This window comes from Pseudomonas marginalis, from assembly GCF_001645105.1.
Classification (GTDB): domain Bacteria; phylum Pseudomonadota; class Gammaproteobacteria; order Pseudomonadales; family Pseudomonadaceae; genus Aquipseudomonas; species Aquipseudomonas petroselini.
This window is the reverse complement of record NZ_LKEG01000056.1, coordinates 40,994-59,950: the sequence shown is the minus strand read 5'-3', so window position 1 is coordinate 59,950 and position 18,957 is coordinate 40,994. Positions and strand designations below refer to the sequence as shown.

The window sequence follows — 18,957 nt, the reverse complement described above, 5'->3', positions numbered from 1 at the left end:
GGCTAACCCGGCGTCCTGCCGGGTTACCCACGGATTCAAGCCTGCGTTCGGCCAGCGTGTTTGACGGGGCGCCTAAGATCAAAGGCACGATCAAGATCAAGAGCGGCTCGCTTCGCATCGTGGTTGGCGTTGGTTTGTTAACGCAGATCAATATGTGAAGCTTAGAGACGAATGTCTTCCGGACCTTGTATCAGTGCTTCAATCCGCGTGCCGGTGGCGCGTTCTTCGTTGCTGAAACCGTCGTAGTCGGCCAGGTTGGCGAAGCGGATGCCGGTCAGGCGTTCGATCTGGATGACGCTGCGCTGGTAGGTCCGGAGTTGGCCGAACACCAGATCGAGTTGGCCCAGTTCGCGGCTCTGGTCGATCATGTAGGCGCTGGCGGAAGGCTTGCCGTCGTCGCTGAGGTAGGCGACCACTTTCCAGAACGCGTTGGGGATTTTCACGCCCCGGTAGACGCGGTCGTCATCGGCGAATACCGGGCCGGTAAACACCGTGGCGCGGGCTTTCCAGCGCTGGGTGTTGTCGAGGATGTAGTCTTCGAGTTCCAGCCAGGTCTTCTGGTTGAACCCGCTCATCTGCGGCGAGCAGTTGGTGAAATGGAAGGTGTCGAGGTTGGCGGTTTTAGCGTCGTCGCCCCAGTTGGGGTCTTGGCGGCGTACCAGGTGGCCGCGGTCCAGGCCATTGCTGGCGTAGAGCGCTTCGCCCACCTGCGCGTCGATGGGCAGGCGGCCGTCATAGGCCCAGGTGTCGTTGCTGCGCACGATGTCCACAGGCTGCCCGCCGTCGATGTTGACGCCTACATACAGCGCGAGCCGTTTTGAGCGGGACATCGTTATCGAGAAGTGCGTGTAGTCCAGGCGCTCCTTCTGTGCATCCCCCGCCAAGGCCTCTTCAACCGTGGGCCAAGGCACCACGAAATTGCCGAGGAAGTCCTCCGTGTAGCCGCGCCGGTCCTTCAAGTCTTTGGCCGGTGTGACGTGGGGTGTCGCCGCCCTGGCCTCCAAGAGGGTGGGGCTGGGCGCAATCAACGGGCGCAGGTCGGCGAGCCGTGGACGGTGGGAAAGATCGATTTTGGCTTTACGGGCAGGCATCGGTAAGTCCTCCTTGGATAAACACGACTGCAACATAGGTTAATGACAATTGATGACACGCGTTAACGTCTCGGGGCTATCCTGAATCGGTTACTTGGACGTTGTCACATACTCAATGGAGCCTGACCATGTGTGTTCGCCACCCCCGTCACCCGATTTTCTGCCTGATTCCGCCGTACATGCTCGACCAGATCGCACGTAATGGCGATAAGGCGCAACGGGATGTCGCATTGCGCACCCGCGCCAAGGACAGCACGTTCCGCTCGCTGCGCATGGTCGCGGTGCCCGCCAAGGGCCCGGCCCGCATGGCCTTGGTCATGGGCGCCGACAAACGGCGTTCGATCTACAGTGCCGAAGGCACCGATAGCCTGCCCGGCAAGCTGGTGCGTGGCGAAGGCCAGCCCGCCAGTGGTGATGCCGCGGTGGACGAGGCCTATGATGGCCTGGGCGCCACCTTCGATTTTTTCGATCAGGTGTTCGACCGTAACTCCATCGACGATGCCGGCATGGCCTTGGACGCTACCGTTCACTTTGGCCAGAACTACAACAATGCGTTCTGGAACTCGACCCAGATGGTGTTTGGTGATGGCGATGAGCAACTGTTCAACCGCTTCACGGTGGCGCTCGATGTGATTGGCCATGAGTTGGCCCATGGCGTGACCGAGGACGAGGCCAAACTGATGTATTTCAACCAATCCGGCGCGTTGAACGAGTCACTGTCGGACGTGTTCGGTTCGTTGATCAAGCAATACGCGTTGAAGCAAACCGCAGAGGACGCCGATTGGCTGATCGGCAAAGGGCTGTTCACCAAAAAGATCAAAGGCACCGCCCTGCGCTCGATGAAAGCCCCCGGCACGGCGTTTGACGACAAACTGCTGGGCAAGGACCCTCAGCCGGGGCACATGGATGATTTTGTGCAGACCTACGAGGACAATGGCGGGGTGCATATCAATTCCGGCATTCCCAACCATGCGTTCTACCAGGTCGCGACAAAACTCGGCGGGTTTGCCTGGGAACGCGCTGGGCGCATCTGGTATGACGCGCTGCGCGATGCGCGGTTGCGGCCCAATTCGGGGTTCCTGCGTTTTGCGCGCATTACCTACGATGTTGCCGGTCGACTCTACGGCGCGAACAAGGATGAACAGAAGGCGGTCAAGGACGGTTGGAAGGCGGTCGGCATTTCTGTCTGACGTGAGGAACAATCATGCACATTTCGATCAAGGAAAACGGCGGGGCCGGGTATTTTCCGGGCCTGGCCAAGCCGCGTACGGTGGAACTGGCCACATTGCCCGAGCAGGACCAGCAGGAGTTGCGGCAGCTTATCGAGGCCGCCGACTTCTTCCAGCTGCCGCAAAGCAACGCACCGACCCCCGGTAATCCGGGCCAGGTGCATTACACGCTGACCGTGACCGAAGGCCGGCGCGAGCACACCGTCTGTGTGCTCGCGCCGGTGAAGTCGCAGGCGCTGGACGGCCTGGTGCAGTGCGTGCGGCGGCATATCCGTGATTGAGGTTCAGGTCGGGGCGTGCACCTTGTCCGCGAGGGACGCGCCCAGGCAGTAGAGCAACCCGCCCGCGATCACAAACAGCGCCAGCAGGTAGAACATGCAGTGGGCCGGCTGTGACACCAGCACCATCCCGCACAGTACCGGCCCCAGTGCCGCGCCGACGTTGCCGAGGTTTTGCGCGCCGTAGTACATGCCGCGCAGATGATCGGGCGCGATGATGTCGATGAACATGTATTCGGCGGGGAACACGATGATTTCGCCCAGCGTGAAAATCGCCATGGACACCACCCAGAACGTCAGCGAGGTGGACAAGCCAAACCCCGCCAACCCGACGATGAACATCCCCAGCCCTCCAGCGAGCCACAGGTGCAGGTGTTGATGGGTGATCCGCTTGCCAATCATGTATTGCAGGCTGATCACCATCAGCGCGTTGGTGGCCACCACGCTGCTGATAATCCGGTAGGCCGCCTCGGGCGTGGTGGTGACGACCAGGTATTGCGAGAGGTAAGCCGTGAACTGGCCAAACACCACGGCGCTGAAGATGCCGCCCAAGGTAAAGCACACCAGGCGGTAGTCCCTCAGCAGTAATTTGCCCACCGCCAGGAAGGGCGCGGCGGGCCGGCTTGCGTGGGGTGGCGCCCAGTGCCTGTCGCCCCACACGCAGTAAACTATGAAGAACCCGGCCCCAAGCCCCGCCGAGGCCAAAAAGGGCAGGCTGATGGCCAGTGCGGCTAGCCCAGCACCGAGGAACGGGCCGACGGCATAGCCGATATTGGTCAGGGTGTATTTGATCGAAAACGCTTCGCTGCGCGCCTCGGCGGGAAGCAGCCGGCCAAACCCGGATTTGACCGCGATATCGATGACGGCATAGGCCAGGTTGATCGCGACCAGGCAGACGTAGAACACCCACAGATCCTGAGCGATAAACGCCCCCAGAAACGCGCTGGTGAACACCGCGCAACAGCCGAGGATCAAGCGGTGACTGGGCAGGCTGTCCACCAGAAAGCCGCCATACAGGCTTAACAAAGAGCCGATGATCAGCGAGCTGCCGATCACCAGGCCGATGTCGGCGACGCCCAACTGGAACTGGCTCGACAGGTAGATCACCAGATAGGGCAGGGTGATGGCCCTGGCGAGCGTCAACACCAGGGACGCGCCCAGTAGCAGGTTGACGGCCAGGGGGTAGTTTTTCAGCGTGGTCAGCATCCGAGCCTCAGTGCCAGGGTTTATCCGGTCATAGCTTACCGTTGAGCTAATTTCTGATTTAGGATGCTTTTTACCAAGTTGCCTGAACTGAATTCACCAATAAAGGATGTGCATGTTTTCTTCCGAACGCTTGAAAGGTATCGATGTGTTTGTGTGTGTCTCGGACCACGGCAGCTTTACCGCCGCCGCCGAGAAAATGAACCTGACCGCCTCGGCCATCAGTAAAAGCATCGCGCGGCTGGAAAAACGCTTGGGTGTTCGGCTGTTCCAGCGCACCACGCGGCGCTTGTCCCTCACCGATGCCGGTGTGGCGTTTTACCGGACGTGCACGGGCGTACTGGCCGACTTGGAAGAAGCCGAGCTTTTACTGCACGTGGAAAATACCGAGGCCCGCGGCCGTGTGCGCATCGACCTGCCCAGCGCATTGGGGCGCGCGCAGGTACTGCCGGTGTTACTGCCTTTTTTGCAGGCGCATCCGCTGCTTTTGGCGCACTTCACGTTTGGCGACGGGTTCATCGAGCCGTTCGAGGAAGGCGTGGACATTGTGGTGCGTATCGGCGGCACGAATGCCTGGCCGGAAACCGTCGGGCAGCGTGTGCTCGCCCATGAATGGCACACCTTGTACGCCTCGCCGGTCTACTTGTCGCGGCACGGCACTCCGCTGTCGGAACACGACCTTGAGCACCATCAGTGCATCGCCTACGGCTGGGTGGACGGGCGCATCAGCCCATGGAATTTCGCGGATGAACAGGGCGCTCCCCGACGCAGGCAGATCACCCCGCAACTGGTGGTGGGCAATGGCGACGGGCTGCTGATGGCCGCTTTGGCCGATTGCGGCATCGTGCAATTGCCTTCGTGGATGGTCCAGCAACCGCTGCAGGAAGGGACGCTGGTCGAGGTGTTGCCGCACCTGGCCACCCAAGGGGCGGCAATCACGTTGGGCTGGGTCAAAAGCCGCCAGGCGTTGCCCAAGGTACGCGTGGTACTGGAGGCATTGGTGGCCGGGCTTGGGAAGCAGTAGCTTCAGGTGATTTAACTGGGGGGAGGGGGCAAGCCCTAATGCCAGTCAGCTAAGGGCATTAGGGCTTGCCCCTCCCACAGTTGAGCGGTGCCGTTGCGACAGGCGGTGAGGCTTCGCTTACTTGCGATCCAGCCACACCGTCTGCGCGTTGCAGAATTCCCGCACGCCGAAGTGCGACAACTCACGCCCGAAGCCGCTCTTCTTGATCCCCCCAAACGCTACCCGAGGGTCGGAGACGCTGAAGGCGTTGACGAAAATACCGCCGGTTTCCAGTTGGTTGGCGATGTCCCGTGCCTTCGCGGCGTCGGTGGTGAAGATGCTGGCGGTGAGGCCGAACTCGCTGTCATTCGCCAGGGCCACGGCGTGGTCGGCGTCGCGGGCGGTGATGATCGAGGCGACGGGACCGAACAGTTCCTGTTTGAACGAGGTCATCTGGTCGGTGACGTTGGCCAGTACGGTCGGTGCGTAGTAATTGCCGGCGCCGGGCACTTTGTGGCCGCCCAGCAGCAGGGTCGCCCCTTCTTCCAGCGTGGCCTGGACCTGGTCGTGCAGCTCGTCACGCAAATCGAAACGGGCCATCGGGCCGATGTAGGTGGCCGCTGATGTCGGGTCGCCCATGACCAAGGCACGGCTGGCGTCGAGGAATTTGGCGGTGAAGGCTTCTACCACACCCTCCTCGATGATCAGGCGCTTGGCGGCGGCGCAGACCTGGCCGCTGTTCTGGAAGCGGCCGATCAGTGCGGCTTGCACAGCTGCGTCGAGGTCGGCGTCGTTGAGCACGATGAAGGGGTCGGAGCCGCCCAGCTCCAGCACGCATTTTTTCAGCGCAGCACCGGCTTGTGAACCGATGGCGATCCCGGCACGCACGCTGCCGGTGAGGGTGACGGCGGCGATACGTGGGTCGGCGATGGCTGTGGACACGCCGTCGTTGGCCACGTTGATCACTTCGAACAGGCCTTCAGCGAAGCCCGCTTTTTGGAAGGCCTGCTTGATCAGGTAGGCGCTGCCCATTACGTTCGGGGCGTGTTTGAGCACGTAGGTGTTGCCGGCGAGCATGGTCGGCACGGCGCCACGCAGCACTTGCCACACCGGGAAGTTCCACGGCATCACGGCGAGGATAGGGCCCAGCGGGCGGTACTCGATCTGGGCGCTGCCGTTGTCCACCAGGGTCGGTTCTGGAGCGAGCATGGCCGGGCCATGGGCGGCGTACCATTCGCTGAGCAGCGCGCATTTCTCGATTTCGGCACGGGCCTGGGCGATGGGTTTGCCCATCTCCAGGGTGATCATCTGCGCCATGTCTTCGGCTTGCTCGCGCAGGGCGCCGGCCAGGGCCAGCAGCCATTCGGCGCGCTGGCTCACCGGCTGGCGGCGCCAGGTGCGGAAGGCTTCGGTGGCGCGGTCGAGGGCGGCGTCCAGTTGCAACGCGCTTTCGTAGGGGTAGCTGCCGACTGTTTCGCCAGTGGCGGGGTTGATCGACAGGGCGTGAGTCTGATGAGAAATAGCGTTCATGGCACCGTCCGGCTGAATGAGTGGATGGAGTAAGCCTACGGGGATGCATGTTTTCTGGAAACTGAATAATATTAAGCAATACGTTCACGATTGGAGAATGACTTGGATCTGGTGCAGCTGGAAATCTTCAAGGCCGTCGCCGAGCAAGGCAGCATCAGCGCCGCCGCGCAGTTGATTCATCGCGTGCCATCGAACCTGACCACGCGCATCAAGCAACTGGAGCAGGACCTGGGTGTGGAATTGTTTATCCGCGAGAAAAGTCGCCTGCGCCTGTCACCGGCCGGGTGGAATTTCCTCGGCTATACGCGGCGCATCCTCGATCTGGTGCAGGAAGCCCGCGCGACGGTGGCGGGGGAGGAGCCCCAGGGCGCGTTTGCCCTCGGTTCGCTGGAGAGCACCGCGGCCGTGCGTATCCCGGCGTTGCTGGCGGCGTATAACCAGAAGCACACCAAGGTTGAGTTGGACCTGAGCACCGGGCCCTCGGGCACGATGATCGAGGGCGTGCTGTCGGGGCGGCTGACGGCGGCGTTTGTCGACGGGCCGGTGCTGCATTCCACCTTGGAAGGCGTGGCAGTGTTTGAAGAGGAGATGGTGGTGATCGCGCCGCTGCATCACGCGCCCATCACCCGGGGCCAGGACGTGAATGGTGAGAACATCTACACCTTCCGCTCCAACTGTTCTTATCGGCACCACTTCGAGCGCTGGTTCTCACAGGACGGCGCGGTGCCGGGCAAGATTTTCGAGATCGAGTCCTATCACGGCATGCTCGCCTGCGTCAGCGCCGGCGCCGGGTTGGCGCTGATGCCGCGCAGCATGCTGGAAAGCATGCCGGGGTTTACCACGGTGAGCCTGTGGCCGCTGACGGACAGTTTTCGCACGCTGCATACCTGGCTGATCTGGCGCCGGGGCACGGTATCGCAGAGTTTGAACAGCTTCGTGAAGTTGCTGGAGGAACGCAATCAAATGTGGGAGGGGGCTTGCTCCCGATAGCAGTGTGCCAGTCACTACATCTGTGTCTGAGCCACCGCTATCGGGAGCAAGCCCCCTCCCACATTTTGATAGGTATCAGCCGCCGAATTGCAGGGTGCCCATGGCCAATTTCGCCATGATCGCCGTCGCGCCCAATTGCACCAGCCACAGCGCCAGTCCACCGAGGAACACACCCAGTGCCACTTGCAGCACCAGGCTCTTCTGGCGCTTGGCTTGCGGCGCGCGTGGGGTGAAGTGGTCCAGCTCGTCGCGGTCGGCACGAAGGTCCAGGTCGTCGTTTCTCATAGGGATCTCACAGCAAAGGGGCAATCGACGGTCAGTTTAGGGGCTGAGTGCTGCGCCCAGTGAATTTTTTGCAAACGATGCAATTCCCGTGGCGAGCGCTGAACCTGTGGTGAGCGAGCTTGCTCGCGCTGGGGCGCGCAGCGGCCCCTTGTTCAGGCACCGCGTTCTCTCAGGAAGTTCCAGGTGGCCGGGGATGGGGCTGCTATGCAACCCAGCGCGAGCAAGCTCGCTCACCACAGGTTCGGCATTCGCCCATAAAAAAGGGAAGCCGTGAATGGCTTCCCTTTCATCACACCTGTTTCAGGCTTACAACACCTGAACAATCGCCTTGGTCACCGCACCAATGTTCGACTGGTTCAACGCCGCCACACAGATACGCCCGGTATCCAGTGCGTAGATGCCAAACTCGCTGCGCAAGCGGGTGACTTGCTCAACGGTCAGGCCGGAGTAGGAGAACATCCCACGTTGGCGGCCGACGAAGCTGAAGTCGTGGCCCGGAGCAGCCTTGGCCAGTTCGGCGACCATCTGCTCGCGCATGCCACGGATGCGCAGGCGCATTTCAGCCAGCTCGGCTTCCCACTGGGCGCGCAGCTCAGGGTTGTTCAGTACCGCTGCCACGATCGCCGCGCCGTGGGTCGGCGGGTTGGAGTAGTTGGTGCGGATCACACGCTTGACCTGGGACAGGATGCGCGCGCTTTCTTCCTTGGATTCACTGACGATCGACAGTGCGCCAACGCGCTCGCCGTACAGGGAGAACGACTTGGAGAACGAGCTGGACACAAAGAAGGTCAAGCCCGATTCCGCGAACAGGCGCACCGCGGCGGCGTCTTCGTGGATGCCATCGCCAAAGCCTTGGTAGGCCATGTCGAGGAACGGCACCAGGTTCTTGGCCTTGACCACGTCCAGCACGTTCTGCCAGTCGGCCGGGCTCAGGTCGACGCCGGTCGGGTTGTGGCAGCAGGCGTGCAGCACCACGATGGACTGTGGCGGCAGGGCATTGAGGTCGTCGAGCAGGCCGGCACGGTTCACGTCGTGGGTGGCGGCGTCGTAGTAGCGGTAGTTCTGCACCGGGAAACCGGCCGTTTCGAACAGCGCGCGGTGGTTTTCCCAGCTCGGGTCGCTGATGGCAACGACGGCGTTGGGCAGCAGCTGCTTGAGGAAGTCGGCGCCGATTTTCAGCGCGCCGGTGCCGCCGACCGCTTGTACGGTGACGACGCGGTTGGCTTCGAGCAGGGGCGATTCAGCGCCGAACAGCAGGGTTTGCACGGCCTTGTCGTAGGCCGCGATGCCGTCGATCGGCAAGTAGCCACGGGCGGCGTGTTGCGCCACGCGAATGGCTTCCGCTTCGGCAACGGCACGCAAGAGTGGAATCTTCCCCTCCTCGTCGCAGTAAACGCCCACGCCAAGGTTGACCTTGGTGGTTCGTGTGTCGGCGTTGAATGCTTCGTTGAGGCCCAGGATAGGATCGCGTGGTGCCATTTCGACAGCGGAGAACAGGCTCATTTTTGCGGCAGCTCTATGGGGGAATGGAGGGACGTGTCGCGCTCCAGCCGAATGCACTAGAGCGGTGCACAAACGGGGAGCTAGTATAGAGGCCCTCACTGCCGAGGGCGACCACCGAAACGGCTTTTCGGCCAAGTTTTTCGGTTTATTTGCTGACCGTTAGTCTTATTGCAACATTGATCGTAGACGGCAGTCAGGACGATTGCCTTGAAACCCGCCACATTCGCCACCACTTCTATGGCTATCATGGTTTTTTCCTACGATCCGCGCTGAATCTTCGCGGGTGGTGGTCTATTTCGTCCTCGACGGGTTTACAGTCTGGGGTGACTACACGAGGTACGTTATGTCGGATTTCCAACTCGTCACCCGCTTTGAACCCGCTGGCGATCAGCCGGAAGCCATTCGCCAGATGGTCGAAGGCATCGAGGCCGGCCTGGCCCACCAGACGCTGCTCGGGGTGACCGGTTCGGGCAAGACCTTCAGCATCGCCAACGTGATCGCGCAGATCAACCGCCCCACCCTGGTGCTGGCGCCGAACAAAACTTTGGCCGCGCAGCTCTACGGCGAGTTCAAGGCGTTCTTCCCGAACAACGCGGTGGAGTATTTCGTTTCCTATTACGACTACTACCAGCCCGAAGCCTACGTGCCGTCTTCCGATACCTTTATCGAGAAGGATGCGTCGATCAACGACCACATTGAGCAGATGCGGCTGTCGGCGACCAAGGCGCTGCTGGAGCGCAAGGACGCGATCATCGTCACCACGGTGTCGTGCATCTACGGCCTGGGCAGCCCGGAAACCTATTTGAAGATGGTGCTGCACGTTGATCGCGGCGACAAGCTCGACCAGCGCGAGCTGCTGCGTCGGTTGACCAGTTTGCAATACACCCGCAACGACATGGACTTTGCCCGCGCCACCTTCCGGGTGCGTGGTGACGTGATCGACATCTACCCGGCCGAATCCGACCTGGAAGCGATCCGCATCGAACTGTTTGACGATGAAGTCGAGAGCTTGTCGGCCTTCGACCCGTTGACCGGCGAAGTGATCCGCAAGCTGCCGCGCTTCACCTTCTATCCGAAAAGCCACTACGTGACCCCGCGTGAAACCCTTATGGGCGCCATCGAGGGCATCAAGGTCGAGTTGGCCGAGCGCCTGGAGTACCTGCGCTCCAACAACAAGCTGGTGGAAGCCCAGCGCCTGGAGCAGCGCACCCGCTTTGACCTGGAGATGATCCTGGAGCTGGGGTACTGCAACGGTATCGAAAACTACTCGCGCTACCTGTCGGGCCGTGAATCCGGCGCGCCGCCGCCGACCCTCTACGATTACCTGCCGCCCGACGCGCTGCTGGTGATCGACGAGTCCCACGTCAGCGTGCCGCAGGTCGGCGCGATGTATAAGGGCGACCGCTCGCGTAAAGAAACCTTGGTGGAATACGGTTTCCGCCTGCCGTCGGCGCTGGATAACCGGCCGATGCGCTTTGATGAGTGGGAAGCCATCAGCCCGCAAACCATTTTTGTGTCGGCCACGCCTGGCAACTACGAGGCCGAGCATGCGGGCCGCGTGATCGAGCAACTGGTGCGTCCGACCGGGCTGGTCGACCCGGAAATCGAAATCCGCCCGGCGTTGACCCAGGTGGATGACTTGCTCTCGGAAATCACCAAGCGCGTGGCCCTCGAAGAGCGGGTGCTGGTCACCACGCTGACCAAGCGCATGTCCGAAGACTTGACCGACTACCTGGCCGACCACGGCGTGCGCGTGCGTTACCTGCACTCGGACATCGACACTGTGGAACGGGTGGAAATCATCCGCGACCTGCGCCTGGGCACCTTCGATGTGCTGGTGGGGATCAACCTGCTGCGCGAAGGCCTGGACATGCCGGAAGTGTCGCTGGTGGCGATCCTTGATGCCGACAAAGAAGGCTTCCTGCGCTCCGAGCGCTCGTTGATCCAGACCATCGGTCGCGCCGCGCGGAACCTCAACGGCCGGGCGATTCTTTATGCGGACCGCATCACCGGGTCTATGGAACGCGCGATTGGCGAGACCCAACGCCGTCGCGACAAGCAGATTGCCTTCAACCTGGAAAATGGCATCACCCCGAAAGGCGTGTTCAAGGACGTCGCCGACATCATGGAAGGCGCCACCGTGCCGGGTTCGCGCAGCAAGAAGCGTAAGGGCATGGCCAAGGCTGCCGAGGAAAGCGCCAAGTACGAAAACGAACTGCGCTCGCCGAGTGAGATCACCAAGCGGATTCGACAGCTGGAAGAGAAGATGTACCAGTTGGCGCGAGACCTGGAGTTTGAGGCAGCGGCGCAGACGCGGGATGAGATTGGCAAGTTGCGTGAGCGCTTGCTTGCCGTCTGATTTACCGTGGTTTTACCGGCCTCATCGGGGGCAAGCCCCCTCCCACACTGGACCGCATTTCCATGTTGGACCTCGGTCAAATGTGGGAGGGGGCTTGCCCCCGATGGCCGCGCCTCGGTTTTCCAGAAATCACCCAGGCTGTTACCATTCGCCCCTTGTTTCAATTTTCAGTTTTATCGCCCATTCGAGACCAGCCATGACCACCGTCCGCACGCGCATTGCGCCATCGCCTACTGGGGATCCCCACGTCGGCACTGCTTACATCGCCTTGTTCAACTACTGCTTTGCCAAGCAGCACGGCGGTGAATTCATCCTGCGGATCGAAGACACCGATCAACTGCGCTCCACCCGTGAGTCGGAACAGCAGATTTTCGATGCCTTGCGCTGGCTGGGCATTACCTGGGCGGAAGGCCCGGACGTTGGCGGCCCGCACGGCCCGTATCGCCAGAGCGAGCGCAGCGACATCTACAAGCAGTACACCCAGCAACTGGTCGACATGGGTCACGCGTTCCCGTGCTTCTGCACCGCCGAAGAACTGGACCAGATGCGCGCCGAGCAACAGGCCCGTGGCGAAACCCCGCGCTACGACGGCCGCGCGCTGCTGCTGTCGAAGGAAGAAGTGGCCCAGCGCCTGGCGGCTGGCGAACCTCACGTGATCCGCATGAAAGTGCCGAGCGAAGGCGTATGCGTGGTGCCGGACATGCTGCGCGGTGACGTCGAGATCCCGTGGGACCGCATGGACATGCAGGTGCTGATGAAGACCGACGGCCTGCCGACGTACTTCCTGGCCAACGTGGTCGACGACCACTTGATGGGCATCACCCACGTACTGCGCGGCGAAGAATGGTTGCCATCGGCACCGAAACTGATCCTGCTCTACGAATACTTCGGCTGGGAACAACCGCAGCTGTGCTACATGCCGCTGCTGCGTAACCCGGACAAGAGCAAGCTGTCCAAGCGCAAGAACCCGACCTCGGTGACCTTCTACGAGCGCATGGGCTTCATGCCTGAGGCGATGCTCAACTACCTGGGGCGCATGGGCTGGTCGATGCCGGACGAGCGCGAGAAGTTCTCGCTGCAGGAAATGGTCGACAACTTCGACCTGTCCCGCGTGTCGCTGGGTGGGCCGATCTTCGACATCGAGAAACTGTCGTGGCTCAACGGCCAGTGGCTGCGTGACTTGCCGGTCGAAGAGTTCGCCAGCCGCGTGCAGCAGTGGGCGTTGAACCCTGAGTACATGATGAAAATCGCGCCGCTGGTGCAGGGCAGGGTGGAGACGTTCAGCCAGGTCGCGCCTTTGGCCAGTTTCTTCTTTGCCGGTGGCGTTAATCCGGATCCCAAGCTGTTCGAGTCCAAGAAGCTCTCGGGCGACCAGGTTCGCCAGTTGATGCAGTTGATCCTGTGGAAGCTGGAAAGCCTGCGCCAGTGGGAGAAGGATGCGATCACCGCGACGATCCAGGCGGTGGTGGAATCCCTGGAATTGAAACTGCGCGACGCCATGCCGCTGATGTTCGCCGCGATCACCGGGCAGGCCAGTTCGGTGTCGGTGCTGGATGCAATGGAAATCCTCGGCCCGGACCTGACACGTTTCCGTCTGCGCCAAGCCCTTGATTTGCTTGGTGGTGTATCGAAGAAAGAAAACAAAGAGTGGGAAAAACTGCTGGGCGCTATCGCCTGAGCAAGCGGTTGAAACGACGAAACCCCGGTTTTCCGGGGTTTCGCCGGTAAGTGATTGTTATCCCGGCAAAAAATTTTGGAAATTGTTGAAAATAAATTTGACACACTTCCAAACCGCCATTAAGATTCGCCCCGTCCTCACCGATGAGGGGCTATAGCTCAGCTGGGAGAGCGCTTGCATGGCATGCAAGAGGTCAACGGTTCGATCCCGTTTAGCTCCACCAATTTGTAGGTTCAAGGTCTGGCCACACCGTCCTTGAATTGATCAGTTCTCAGCGCTGATCAGCTGTACAGAAGGTTTTGTCCCCTTCGTCTAGTGGCCTAGGACACCGCCCTTTCACGGCGGTAACAGGGGTTCGAGTCCCCTAGGGGACGCCAGTTTCAACAAGCAGCTCGAAAGGTCTGCTGCGTCGCGAGACGAAAAATCCGGGGCTATAGCTCAGCTGGGAGAGCGCTTGCATGGCATGCAAGAGGTCAACGGTTCGATCCCGTTTAGCTCCACCAATTTACAGGTTCAAGGTTCCGGCCACACCGTCCTTGAATCGATCAGTCTCAGCCTGATCAATGTACAGAAGGTTTGTGTCCCCTTCGTCTAGTGGCCTAGGACACCGCCCTTTCACGGCGGTAACAGGGGTTCGAGTCCCCTAGGGGACGCCACGATTACCCGCTCTGCGGGATTTTTAAGGGTCATTCAATTATTGAATGGCCCTTTTGTTTGTCTGGCGTTTGGCCAATTTTTTCTTCCCTTCTTGCTTTCTCATCTGACCGACGGTCATGCCTGTCGCTTGCCAAATATTATTATGGTAATAATATTCAACCCATGAACGACGGAGGCAATGATGAGCGATAAAAAAGCGCAAACCCGCGAACGTATTTTGCAGGCCGCCAGCGCTGCGTTGATCCAGCGTGGCCCGGCCGAACCGAGTGTGGGTGAAGTCATGGGCGCGGCGGGGCTGACCGTCGGTGGTTTCTACGCGCATTTTGAAAGCAAGGACGCGCTGATGCTGGAGGCCTTCACCCAGTTGCTGGCCAAGCGTCGCGCATCGATTGACGACATGGATTCACAGCTCACCGGCGAGGAGCGCAGAGGCCTGGTGGCGGCATTTTACCTGTCGCGCAAGCACCGTGACTCAACCGCCCAGGCCTGCCCGATCCCCGCGACCGTCGGCGAGATGAGCCGACTGCCGGATGAATTCCGCCAGGCGCTGAGCGACCACTGCGAGCTGATGGCGGCGCAACTCGCCGCGGGCCCTGAAGACACCGACAAAGCGCTGGCTGACATGGCGCTGATGATCGGAGGCCTGGCCTTGGCCCGCGCCTTGGGGCCGGGGGAACTGTCTGACCGTGTGCTGCGCGCCGCCAAGTCGGCCGTGCGCTAGAAGAGGGCTGCATGATGGGCACGTTGACCTGGATTCGTCGCTTCAACGGCACGCTGGGGCGCCTGGCACCCCAAACGGTGGCCAATCGGATGCGTCGCGCCTTCATGACGCCGCGCGACCTGCCACCGCGCGACTGGGAACTGCCGCTGCTGGCGCAATCGGAGCGCATCACCTTGCGTTTCGGGTTGTCCGCCTTGCGCTGGGGCCAAGGGCCCGCGGTGCTGTTGATGCACGGTTGGGAAGGCCGGCCCACCCAGTTTGCCAGCCTGATCACTGCGCTGGTCGACAATGGTTACTCGGTGATTGCCCTGGACGGCCCTGCCCATGGCCGTTCGCCAGGGCGTGAAGCCCACGTGCTGCTGTTTGCCCGCGCCATGCTTGAAGCCGCCGCCGAGTTGCCGCCGCTGCACGCCGTGATCGGCCATTCCATGGGGGGCGCCAGTGCGATGCTCGCGGTGCAGTTGGGGTTGCGCACCGAGGTGTTGGTGAGTATTGCCTCGCCGTCGCGCTTTTTGGACGTGCTGCGCGGCTTTACCCAGATGGTCGGTTTGCCGGCGCGGGCGCGTTCGGCGTTTATCCAGGAAGTCGAGTTGACGTTCGGGATGCCGCTCAAACACTTGGACGTGGCCCATTACCAAATGAATATTCCCGGCCTGATCGTGCATGCCGAAGACGATACCTTCGTCCCGGTCAAGGCGTCTCAGGCCATCCACGAAGCCTGGTTCGACAGCCGCTTGCTGCGCCTGGAGCAGGGCGGTCACCAGAAAGTGCTGGCTGATCCGCGTCTGATCGACGCTGTGCTGGCGCTGTTGGCCGGCCGTCGTTTACAGGCGCTGCAAAGCGCCTGATACACTCTCCCCGCCGACATTAATCGACTGGGAGCAAGGCATGGGTTGGGATTTGGCAACGCCGTTTATCATCGATCTGCAGGTTGCATCTGAAGACATCGACGGCCTGGGTCACGCCAATAACGCGGTGTACGTGTCCTGGCTGGAGCGCTGCGCCTGGCGCCACTCCCAGCGCCTGGGGCTGGACCTTACCGAATATCGCCGCCTGGACCGTGCCATGGCCGTGGTGCGGCACGAGATCGACTACCTGGCTGCAGGTTATGAAGGCGACGAATTGCAACTGGCCACCTGGATCGTCGACTGGGACCAGCGCCTGAAGATGACCCGGCGTTTTCAGCTGGTCCGGCCGCGTGACGGCGTCACGCTGTTGCGCGCGCACACCACCTTTGTCTGCATCGAACTGTCCAGCGGCAAGCCTAAGCGCATGCCCGCCGAGTTTCTCGACGGTTACGGCCCCGCCCTGACAGGGGGTTAACGGTTGCTGTGGGAAACCCAGTAAACTGCGCCACGATTTTTGTTGAGTGTTTTCCATGCAAATTGCTTTGGCGCCCATGGAGGGGTTGGTCGACAACATCCTGCGGGACGTGCTGACCCGCGTCGGCGGTATCGATTGGTGCGTGACCGAGTTTATCCGCGTCAATGACCGCCTGCTCACCCCAGCGTATTTCCACAAGCTCGCCCCGGAACTGCTGCACGGTGCCCACACCGCTGCCGGCGTGCCGCTGCGTGTGCAATTACTCGGCTCTGACCCGGTGTGCCTGGCGGAAAACGCCGCCCTGGCGTGTGAGCTGGGTTCGCAGGTCATCGACCTCAACTTCGGCTGCCCGGCCAAGACCGTCAACAAATCCCGGGGCGGCGCGGTGCTGCTCAAGGAGCCGGAGCTGCTTAATCAAATCGTCGAGCACGTGCGCCGCGCGGTACCGGCTCACATACCGGTCACTGCCAAGATGCGCCTGGGTTTCGACAGCCCGGACGGCGCCCTGGTCTGCGCCACCGCCCTGGCCGAAGGCGGCGCGGCACATATTGTCGTGCATGCGCGCACCAAGACCGATGGCTACAAGCCGCCGGCCCACTGGGAATGGATCCCGCGGGTCCAGGACGTGGTCAAGGTGCCGGTGTTCGCCAACGGTGATATCTGGAGTGTCGAAGATTGGCGCCGTTGCCGGGAAATCAGCGGCGTCGAAGACATCATGCTGGGTCGTGGCCTTGTAGCGCGCCCGGACCTGGCGCGGCAGATCGCAGCGGCGCGGGCGGGCGAGGAAGTGGTCGAGATGACCTGGGCAGAGATGCAGCCCATGCTTCAGGATTTCTGGACCCAGTCGGTGGCGCAACTGACCGAGCGTCAAGCACCGGGCCGCTTGAAGCAATGGCTGGCGATGCTCACGCGCAATTACCCTGAGGCTGTGGCGTTATTTACCCTGATGCGCAGGGAGACAGACCTGGAGCAGGTCGGACGTTTGCTGGGTATGCCTCGTCAACGAGAGCAGTCAGCGGTGTTGCAAGATTAAGTTTACATATATAAGTGTTTCATCCTTTGCTGTAACGGGCGCCGAAAGGCGCCTTTTTTTTGCCTGAAAAGTTACGTGGGGCGTAACGGCATGATGTCTGGGGCGATTTTCAATATTCATAGTCATTGGGCAGTTGTTGGGGTGTTGCGGGATATATGAAAGTAACCATGAGTGGCTGGCTCGACTGCTACTAAGTTTTAATGCGTGATTTTGTCGCTCGGCTGCCCAAGTCATTGCGTGCGCGTCAATTAACATACGTTGGATGAGCTAATTAAGTTGAATGTTTTCTTTAAGTTGCTTTTTTGCCGGGGTGTTACCCGATGTGTGTGCTAAAGAGGCGAATGATCCACGCTCAGCCTTGATTTCTCGCTGGATGTCCATAGGTAAAAGTTTCCATCGATCATTTGGTTTCCTTATATGAGCTGCGATTTTTCGGAACTCATCTCCGTTACGCCCCACGAATCTTGCGAGTTTGTAGTGCTCACGGTTGTTTCATACTCTAAATCACTCAGTGTGCCTTCTCTGCCAGTGCGGGGGATGGCACAGCTTAAGGAATGAAAAATATGTCTAATGTATCGACCAAACAGTTCGTGCCGATGAACACGGATTACGCACAACTTAATCAATCATCAGTGCCCATGAATAATCCGCTTGAACTGACCTCGTCCACGGACAGCGCGAATAAGTTTCTGAAAGACAGTCATCCTGCGCCAAAAGAAAACAATGTGAGCGTGAATAAGGAGTCCCTGGAAAAGTTGTTTGCCATGTTTGAGTTCGCGGTGAAGGCGATGCGTAGCATGCTCGCCGGCATGGGGGTGCTGCCCAAGTTGCCCGGTGAACTGGATGCCCAGCCCCAACTGAAACCTGGCGCCGATTCCAAGGTTGTTGCGGACACGGGCGTATCGGACAAAGGGACTCCCGAAACGGATGCCAAGACCAAAACCAAGCCGGGCCCTGACGCCAAAGTGACTACGAATACGAATACGAGCGTACCACCCAAGCTTGTTACTGAAGGGGATACCAAGGCCAAAACCAAGCCGGAGCAGGATTCCAAAGCGACTACGCAGACGAGCGTGCCACCCAAGCTTGTTACTGAAGGGGATACCAAGGCCAACACGAAGCCGGAGCAGGATTCCAAAGCGACTACGCAGACGAGCGTGCCACCCAAGCTTGTCACTGAAGGGGATACCAAGGCCAGCACGAAGCCGGAGCAGGATTCCAAAGCGGCGATCACTACGAGCGTGCCACTCACGCTCTTGCCTAGTAGCAAACCGCAATTAACGCCTCTCACCCATGTTGAACAGAATAATAAACAGTCTTCGGAGATCAACCTGACCGTGCAGGTCCAGGGCTGTCACTGCCCGCATACCGGTGAAAAAGTTGCGCCACAGCCGCCGGTGACGACGAATGTCGATAAGCAACCGACGCCACAACCGCCGGTGTCGACGAATGTCGATAAGCAACCATCGCCACAACCGCCGGTGTCGACGAATGTCGATAAGCAACCATCGCCACAACCGCCGGTGTCGACGAATGTCGATAAGCAACCATCGCCACAACCGCCGGTGTCGACGAATGTCGATAAGCAACCGGCGCCACAACCGCCGGTGACGACGAATGTCGATAGGCAACCATCGCCACAACCGCCGGTGACGACGAATGTCGATAAGCAACCGGCGCCACAGTCTCCGGTTACCCCGCCCACCGTGGACCCGAAGCCCAACACTCCGCCCACTCCGGACATTACCTGCCCCGCACCGGATGACGTGGACGGTTTCAACAAGGCTTCGCACAACCGTTTCGACAACCATCGAGCTGCAAGGCCCAGCCTCCGTCCACGCTTCTGAGCCTGCTTTCTTGAGGCGTTGAGCATCAATGTCCGCTCCCTGGCCAATGCGGTCAGGGAGCACTCAGAGAGATTTGAAGCATGTCATCGATAAGCCATAACCCTGCTGCACGACTTTCCATCGAGCCCCTCCGAGTCCCTGACCCTGGTACTCGCGGCGCACCGGCTTCCGTTAACCGGGCCAGCGCAAATGAGGCGACACCGGCGCCCCGTACAAACGTGACGCCC

The 18,957-nt window shown here is 60.6% G+C and carries 16 protein-coding genes and 4 tRNA genes; 15 read left to right on the top strand and 5 right to left on the bottom strand.

Annotation, left to right across the window (positions count from 1 at the left end; genetic code table 11):
* Nucleotides 1–161: 161 nt before the first annotated feature.
* Nucleotides 162–1,091 (bottom strand): DNA/RNA non-specific endonuclease, encoded by a 930-nt coding sequence (locus tag AO064_RS27080; protein WP_064055157.1) that lies wholly within the window; start codon nucleotides 1,089–1,091, stop codon nucleotides 162–164.
* A 128-nt stretch (nucleotides 1,092–1,219) separates the two neighbouring features.
* Here AO064_RS27080 and AO064_RS27075 point away from each other — a divergent pair, with 128 nt between their 5' ends.
* Entirely contained in the window at nucleotides 1,220–2,281 is a 1,062-nt protein-coding gene (locus AO064_RS27075; RefSeq protein WP_015884994.1) for a M4 family metallopeptidase, read from the top strand.
* A gap of 14 nt (nucleotides 2,282–2,295) precedes the next feature.
* Complete coding sequence (locus AO064_RS27070) at nucleotides 2,296–2,601, top strand: protealysin inhibitor emfourin (protein ID WP_064055156.1); 306 nt, start codon at nucleotides 2,296–2,298, stop codon at nucleotides 2,599–2,601.
* Between the two features lie 3 nt (nucleotides 2,602–2,604).
* On the opposite strand, the gene AO064_RS27065 is transcribed toward AO064_RS27070, so the two are convergent.
* On the bottom strand, nucleotides 2,605–3,804 hold the full coding sequence (locus AO064_RS27065) for an MFS transporter (protein WP_064055155.1): 1,200 nt from the start codon (nucleotides 3,802–3,804) through the stop codon (nucleotides 2,605–2,607).
* 112 nt (nucleotides 3,805–3,916) lie between these two features.
* On the opposite strand from AO064_RS27065, the gene AO064_RS27060 reads away from it, so the two are divergent.
* The gene (locus tag AO064_RS27060; protein WP_064055154.1) at nucleotides 3,917–4,825 is read left to right on the top strand and encodes a LysR family transcriptional regulator; all 909 of its coding nucleotides are present in this window, start codon (nucleotides 3,917–3,919) and stop codon (nucleotides 4,823–4,825) included.
* A gap of 117 nt (nucleotides 4,826–4,942) precedes the next feature.
* On the opposite strand, the gene AO064_RS27055 is transcribed toward AO064_RS27060, so the two are convergent.
* Nucleotides 4,943–6,334 (bottom strand): aldehyde dehydrogenase family protein, encoded by a 1,392-nt coding sequence (locus AO064_RS27055; RefSeq protein ID WP_064055153.1) that lies wholly within the window; start codon nucleotides 6,332–6,334, stop codon nucleotides 4,943–4,945.
* Nucleotides 6,335–6,436: 102 nt separating this feature from the next.
* Here AO064_RS27055 and ptrR point away from each other — a divergent pair, with 102 nt between their 5' ends.
* Nucleotides 6,437–7,324: a putrescine utilization regulator PtrR gene (gene ptrR / locus AO064_RS27050; RefSeq protein ID WP_064055152.1), complete on the top strand. Its 888-nt coding sequence runs from the start codon at nucleotides 6,437–6,439 to the stop codon at nucleotides 7,322–7,324.
* Nucleotides 7,325–7,399: 75 nt separating this feature from the next.
* On the opposite strand, the gene AO064_RS27045 is transcribed toward ptrR, so the two are convergent.
* Together AO064_RS27045 and AO064_RS27040 are read right to left on the bottom strand one after the other, a co-directional pair.
* The gene (locus AO064_RS27045) at nucleotides 7,400–7,609 is read right to left on the bottom strand and encodes a hypothetical protein (protein WP_017847720.1); all 210 of its coding nucleotides are present in this window, start codon (nucleotides 7,607–7,609) and stop codon (nucleotides 7,400–7,402) included.
* A 306-nt stretch (nucleotides 7,610–7,915) separates the two neighbouring features.
* The gene (locus tag AO064_RS27040) at nucleotides 7,916–9,112 is read right to left on the bottom strand and encodes an amino acid aminotransferase (protein ID WP_015884988.1); all 1,197 of its coding nucleotides are present in this window, start codon (nucleotides 9,110–9,112) and stop codon (nucleotides 7,916–7,918) included.
* A gap of 343 nt (nucleotides 9,113–9,455) precedes the next feature.
* Here AO064_RS27040 and uvrB point away from each other — a divergent pair, with 343 nt between their 5' ends.
* The 11 genes from uvrB to AO064_RS26985 all read left to right on the top strand — a co-directional run bounded on the left by uvrB (nucleotide 9,456) and on the right by AO064_RS26985 (nucleotide 18,730).
* Nucleotides 9,456–11,471, top strand: a complete 2,016-nt coding sequence (uvrB, locus tag AO064_RS27035; RefSeq protein ID WP_010209048.1) for an excinuclease ABC subunit UvrB — start codon at nucleotides 9,456–9,458, stop codon at nucleotides 11,469–11,471.
* Nucleotides 11,472–11,667: 196 nt separating this feature from the next.
* Nucleotides 11,668–13,149 (top strand): glutamate--tRNA ligase, encoded by a 1,482-nt coding sequence (gene gltX, locus AO064_RS27030; protein WP_015884987.1) that lies wholly within the window; start codon nucleotides 11,668–11,670, stop codon nucleotides 13,147–13,149.
* 147 nt (nucleotides 13,150–13,296) lie between these two features.
* A tRNA-Ala gene (locus AO064_RS27025) sits at nucleotides 13,297–13,372 on the top strand.
* Between the two features lie 78 nt (nucleotides 13,373–13,450).
* A tRNA-Glu gene (locus AO064_RS27020) sits at nucleotides 13,451–13,526 on the top strand.
* Between the two features lie 50 nt (nucleotides 13,527–13,576).
* A tRNA-Ala gene (locus AO064_RS27015) sits at nucleotides 13,577–13,652 on the top strand.
* A gap of 77 nt (nucleotides 13,653–13,729) precedes the next feature.
* Nucleotides 13,730–13,805, top strand: a tRNA-Glu gene (locus tag AO064_RS27010).
* A 182-nt stretch (nucleotides 13,806–13,987) separates the two neighbouring features.
* Nucleotides 13,988–14,527 (top strand): TetR/AcrR family transcriptional regulator, encoded by a 540-nt coding sequence (locus AO064_RS27005; RefSeq protein ID WP_064055151.1) that lies wholly within the window; start codon nucleotides 13,988–13,990, stop codon nucleotides 14,525–14,527.
* Nucleotides 14,528–14,541: 14 nt separating this feature from the next.
* Nucleotides 14,542–15,375 carry an alpha/beta hydrolase gene (locus AO064_RS27000; RefSeq protein ID WP_064055161.1) on the top strand — a complete coding sequence of 278 codons (834 nt, stop codon included), beginning with the start codon at nucleotides 14,542–14,544 and terminating at the stop codon, nucleotides 15,373–15,375.
* Nucleotides 15,376–15,415: 40 nt separating this feature from the next.
* A complete protein-coding gene (locus tag AO064_RS26995; RefSeq protein ID WP_064055150.1) occupies nucleotides 15,416–15,850 on the top strand; it encodes an acyl-CoA thioesterase in 435 nt (144 codons plus the stop codon).
* Between the two features lie 55 nt (nucleotides 15,851–15,905).
* Nucleotides 15,906–16,883 (top strand): tRNA dihydrouridine synthase, encoded by a 978-nt coding sequence (locus AO064_RS26990; RefSeq protein ID WP_064055149.1) that lies wholly within the window; start codon nucleotides 15,906–15,908, stop codon nucleotides 16,881–16,883.
* Nucleotides 16,884–17,446: 563 nt separating this feature from the next.
* Nucleotides 17,447–18,730, top strand: coding sequence for a hypothetical protein (locus AO064_RS26985; RefSeq protein WP_064055148.1), 1,284 nt, complete (start codon nucleotides 17,447–17,449; stop codon nucleotides 18,728–18,730).
* Nucleotides 18,731–18,957 lie beyond the last annotated feature (227 nt).

Coding starts and splice junctions, on each gene's coding strand:
- AO064_RS26990 (WP_064055149.1), top strand. CDS start 15,906: ATGCAAATTGCTTTGGCGCCCATGGAGGGGTTGGTCGACAACATCCTG.
- AO064_RS27070 (WP_064055156.1), top strand. CDS start 2,296: ATGCACATTTCGATCAAGGAAAACGGCGGGGCCGGGTATTTTCCGGGC.
- AO064_RS27005 (WP_064055151.1), top strand. CDS start 13,988: ATGAGCGATAAAAAAGCGCAAACCCGCGAACGTATTTTGCAGGCCGCC.
- gltX (WP_015884987.1), top strand. CDS start 11,668: ATGACCACCGTCCGCACGCGCATTGCGCCATCGCCTACTGGGGATCCC.
- uvrB (WP_010209048.1), top strand. CDS start 9,456: ATGTCGGATTTCCAACTCGTCACCCGCTTTGAACCCGCTGGCGATCAG.
- AO064_RS26985 (WP_064055148.1), top strand. CDS start 17,447: ATGTCTAATGTATCGACCAAACAGTTCGTGCCGATGAACACGGATTAC.
- AO064_RS27075 (WP_015884994.1), top strand. CDS start 1,220: ATGTGTGTTCGCCACCCCCGTCACCCGATTTTCTGCCTGATTCCGCCG.
- AO064_RS27065 (WP_064055155.1), bottom strand. CDS start 3,804: ATGCTGACCACGCTGAAAAACTACCCCCTGGCCGTCAACCTGCTACTG.
- AO064_RS26995 (WP_064055150.1), top strand. CDS start 15,416: ATGGGTTGGGATTTGGCAACGCCGTTTATCATCGATCTGCAGGTTGCA.
- AO064_RS27040 (WP_015884988.1), bottom strand. CDS start 9,112: ATGAGCCTGTTCTCCGCTGTCGAAATGGCACCACGCGATCCTATCCTG.
- AO064_RS27055 (WP_064055153.1), bottom strand. CDS start 6,334: ATGAACGCTATTTCTCATCAGACTCACGCCCTGTCGATCAACCCCGCC.
- AO064_RS27060 (WP_064055154.1), top strand. CDS start 3,917: ATGTTTTCTTCCGAACGCTTGAAAGGTATCGATGTGTTTGTGTGTGTC.
- AO064_RS27045 (WP_017847720.1), bottom strand. CDS start 7,609: ATGAGAAACGACGACCTGGACCTTCGTGCCGACCGCGACGAGCTGGAC.
- AO064_RS27080 (WP_064055157.1), bottom strand. CDS start 1,091: ATGCCTGCCCGTAAAGCCAAAATCGATCTTTCCCACCGTCCACGGCTC.
- AO064_RS27000 (WP_064055161.1), top strand. CDS start 14,542: ATGGGCACGTTGACCTGGATTCGTCGCTTCAACGGCACGCTGGGGCGC.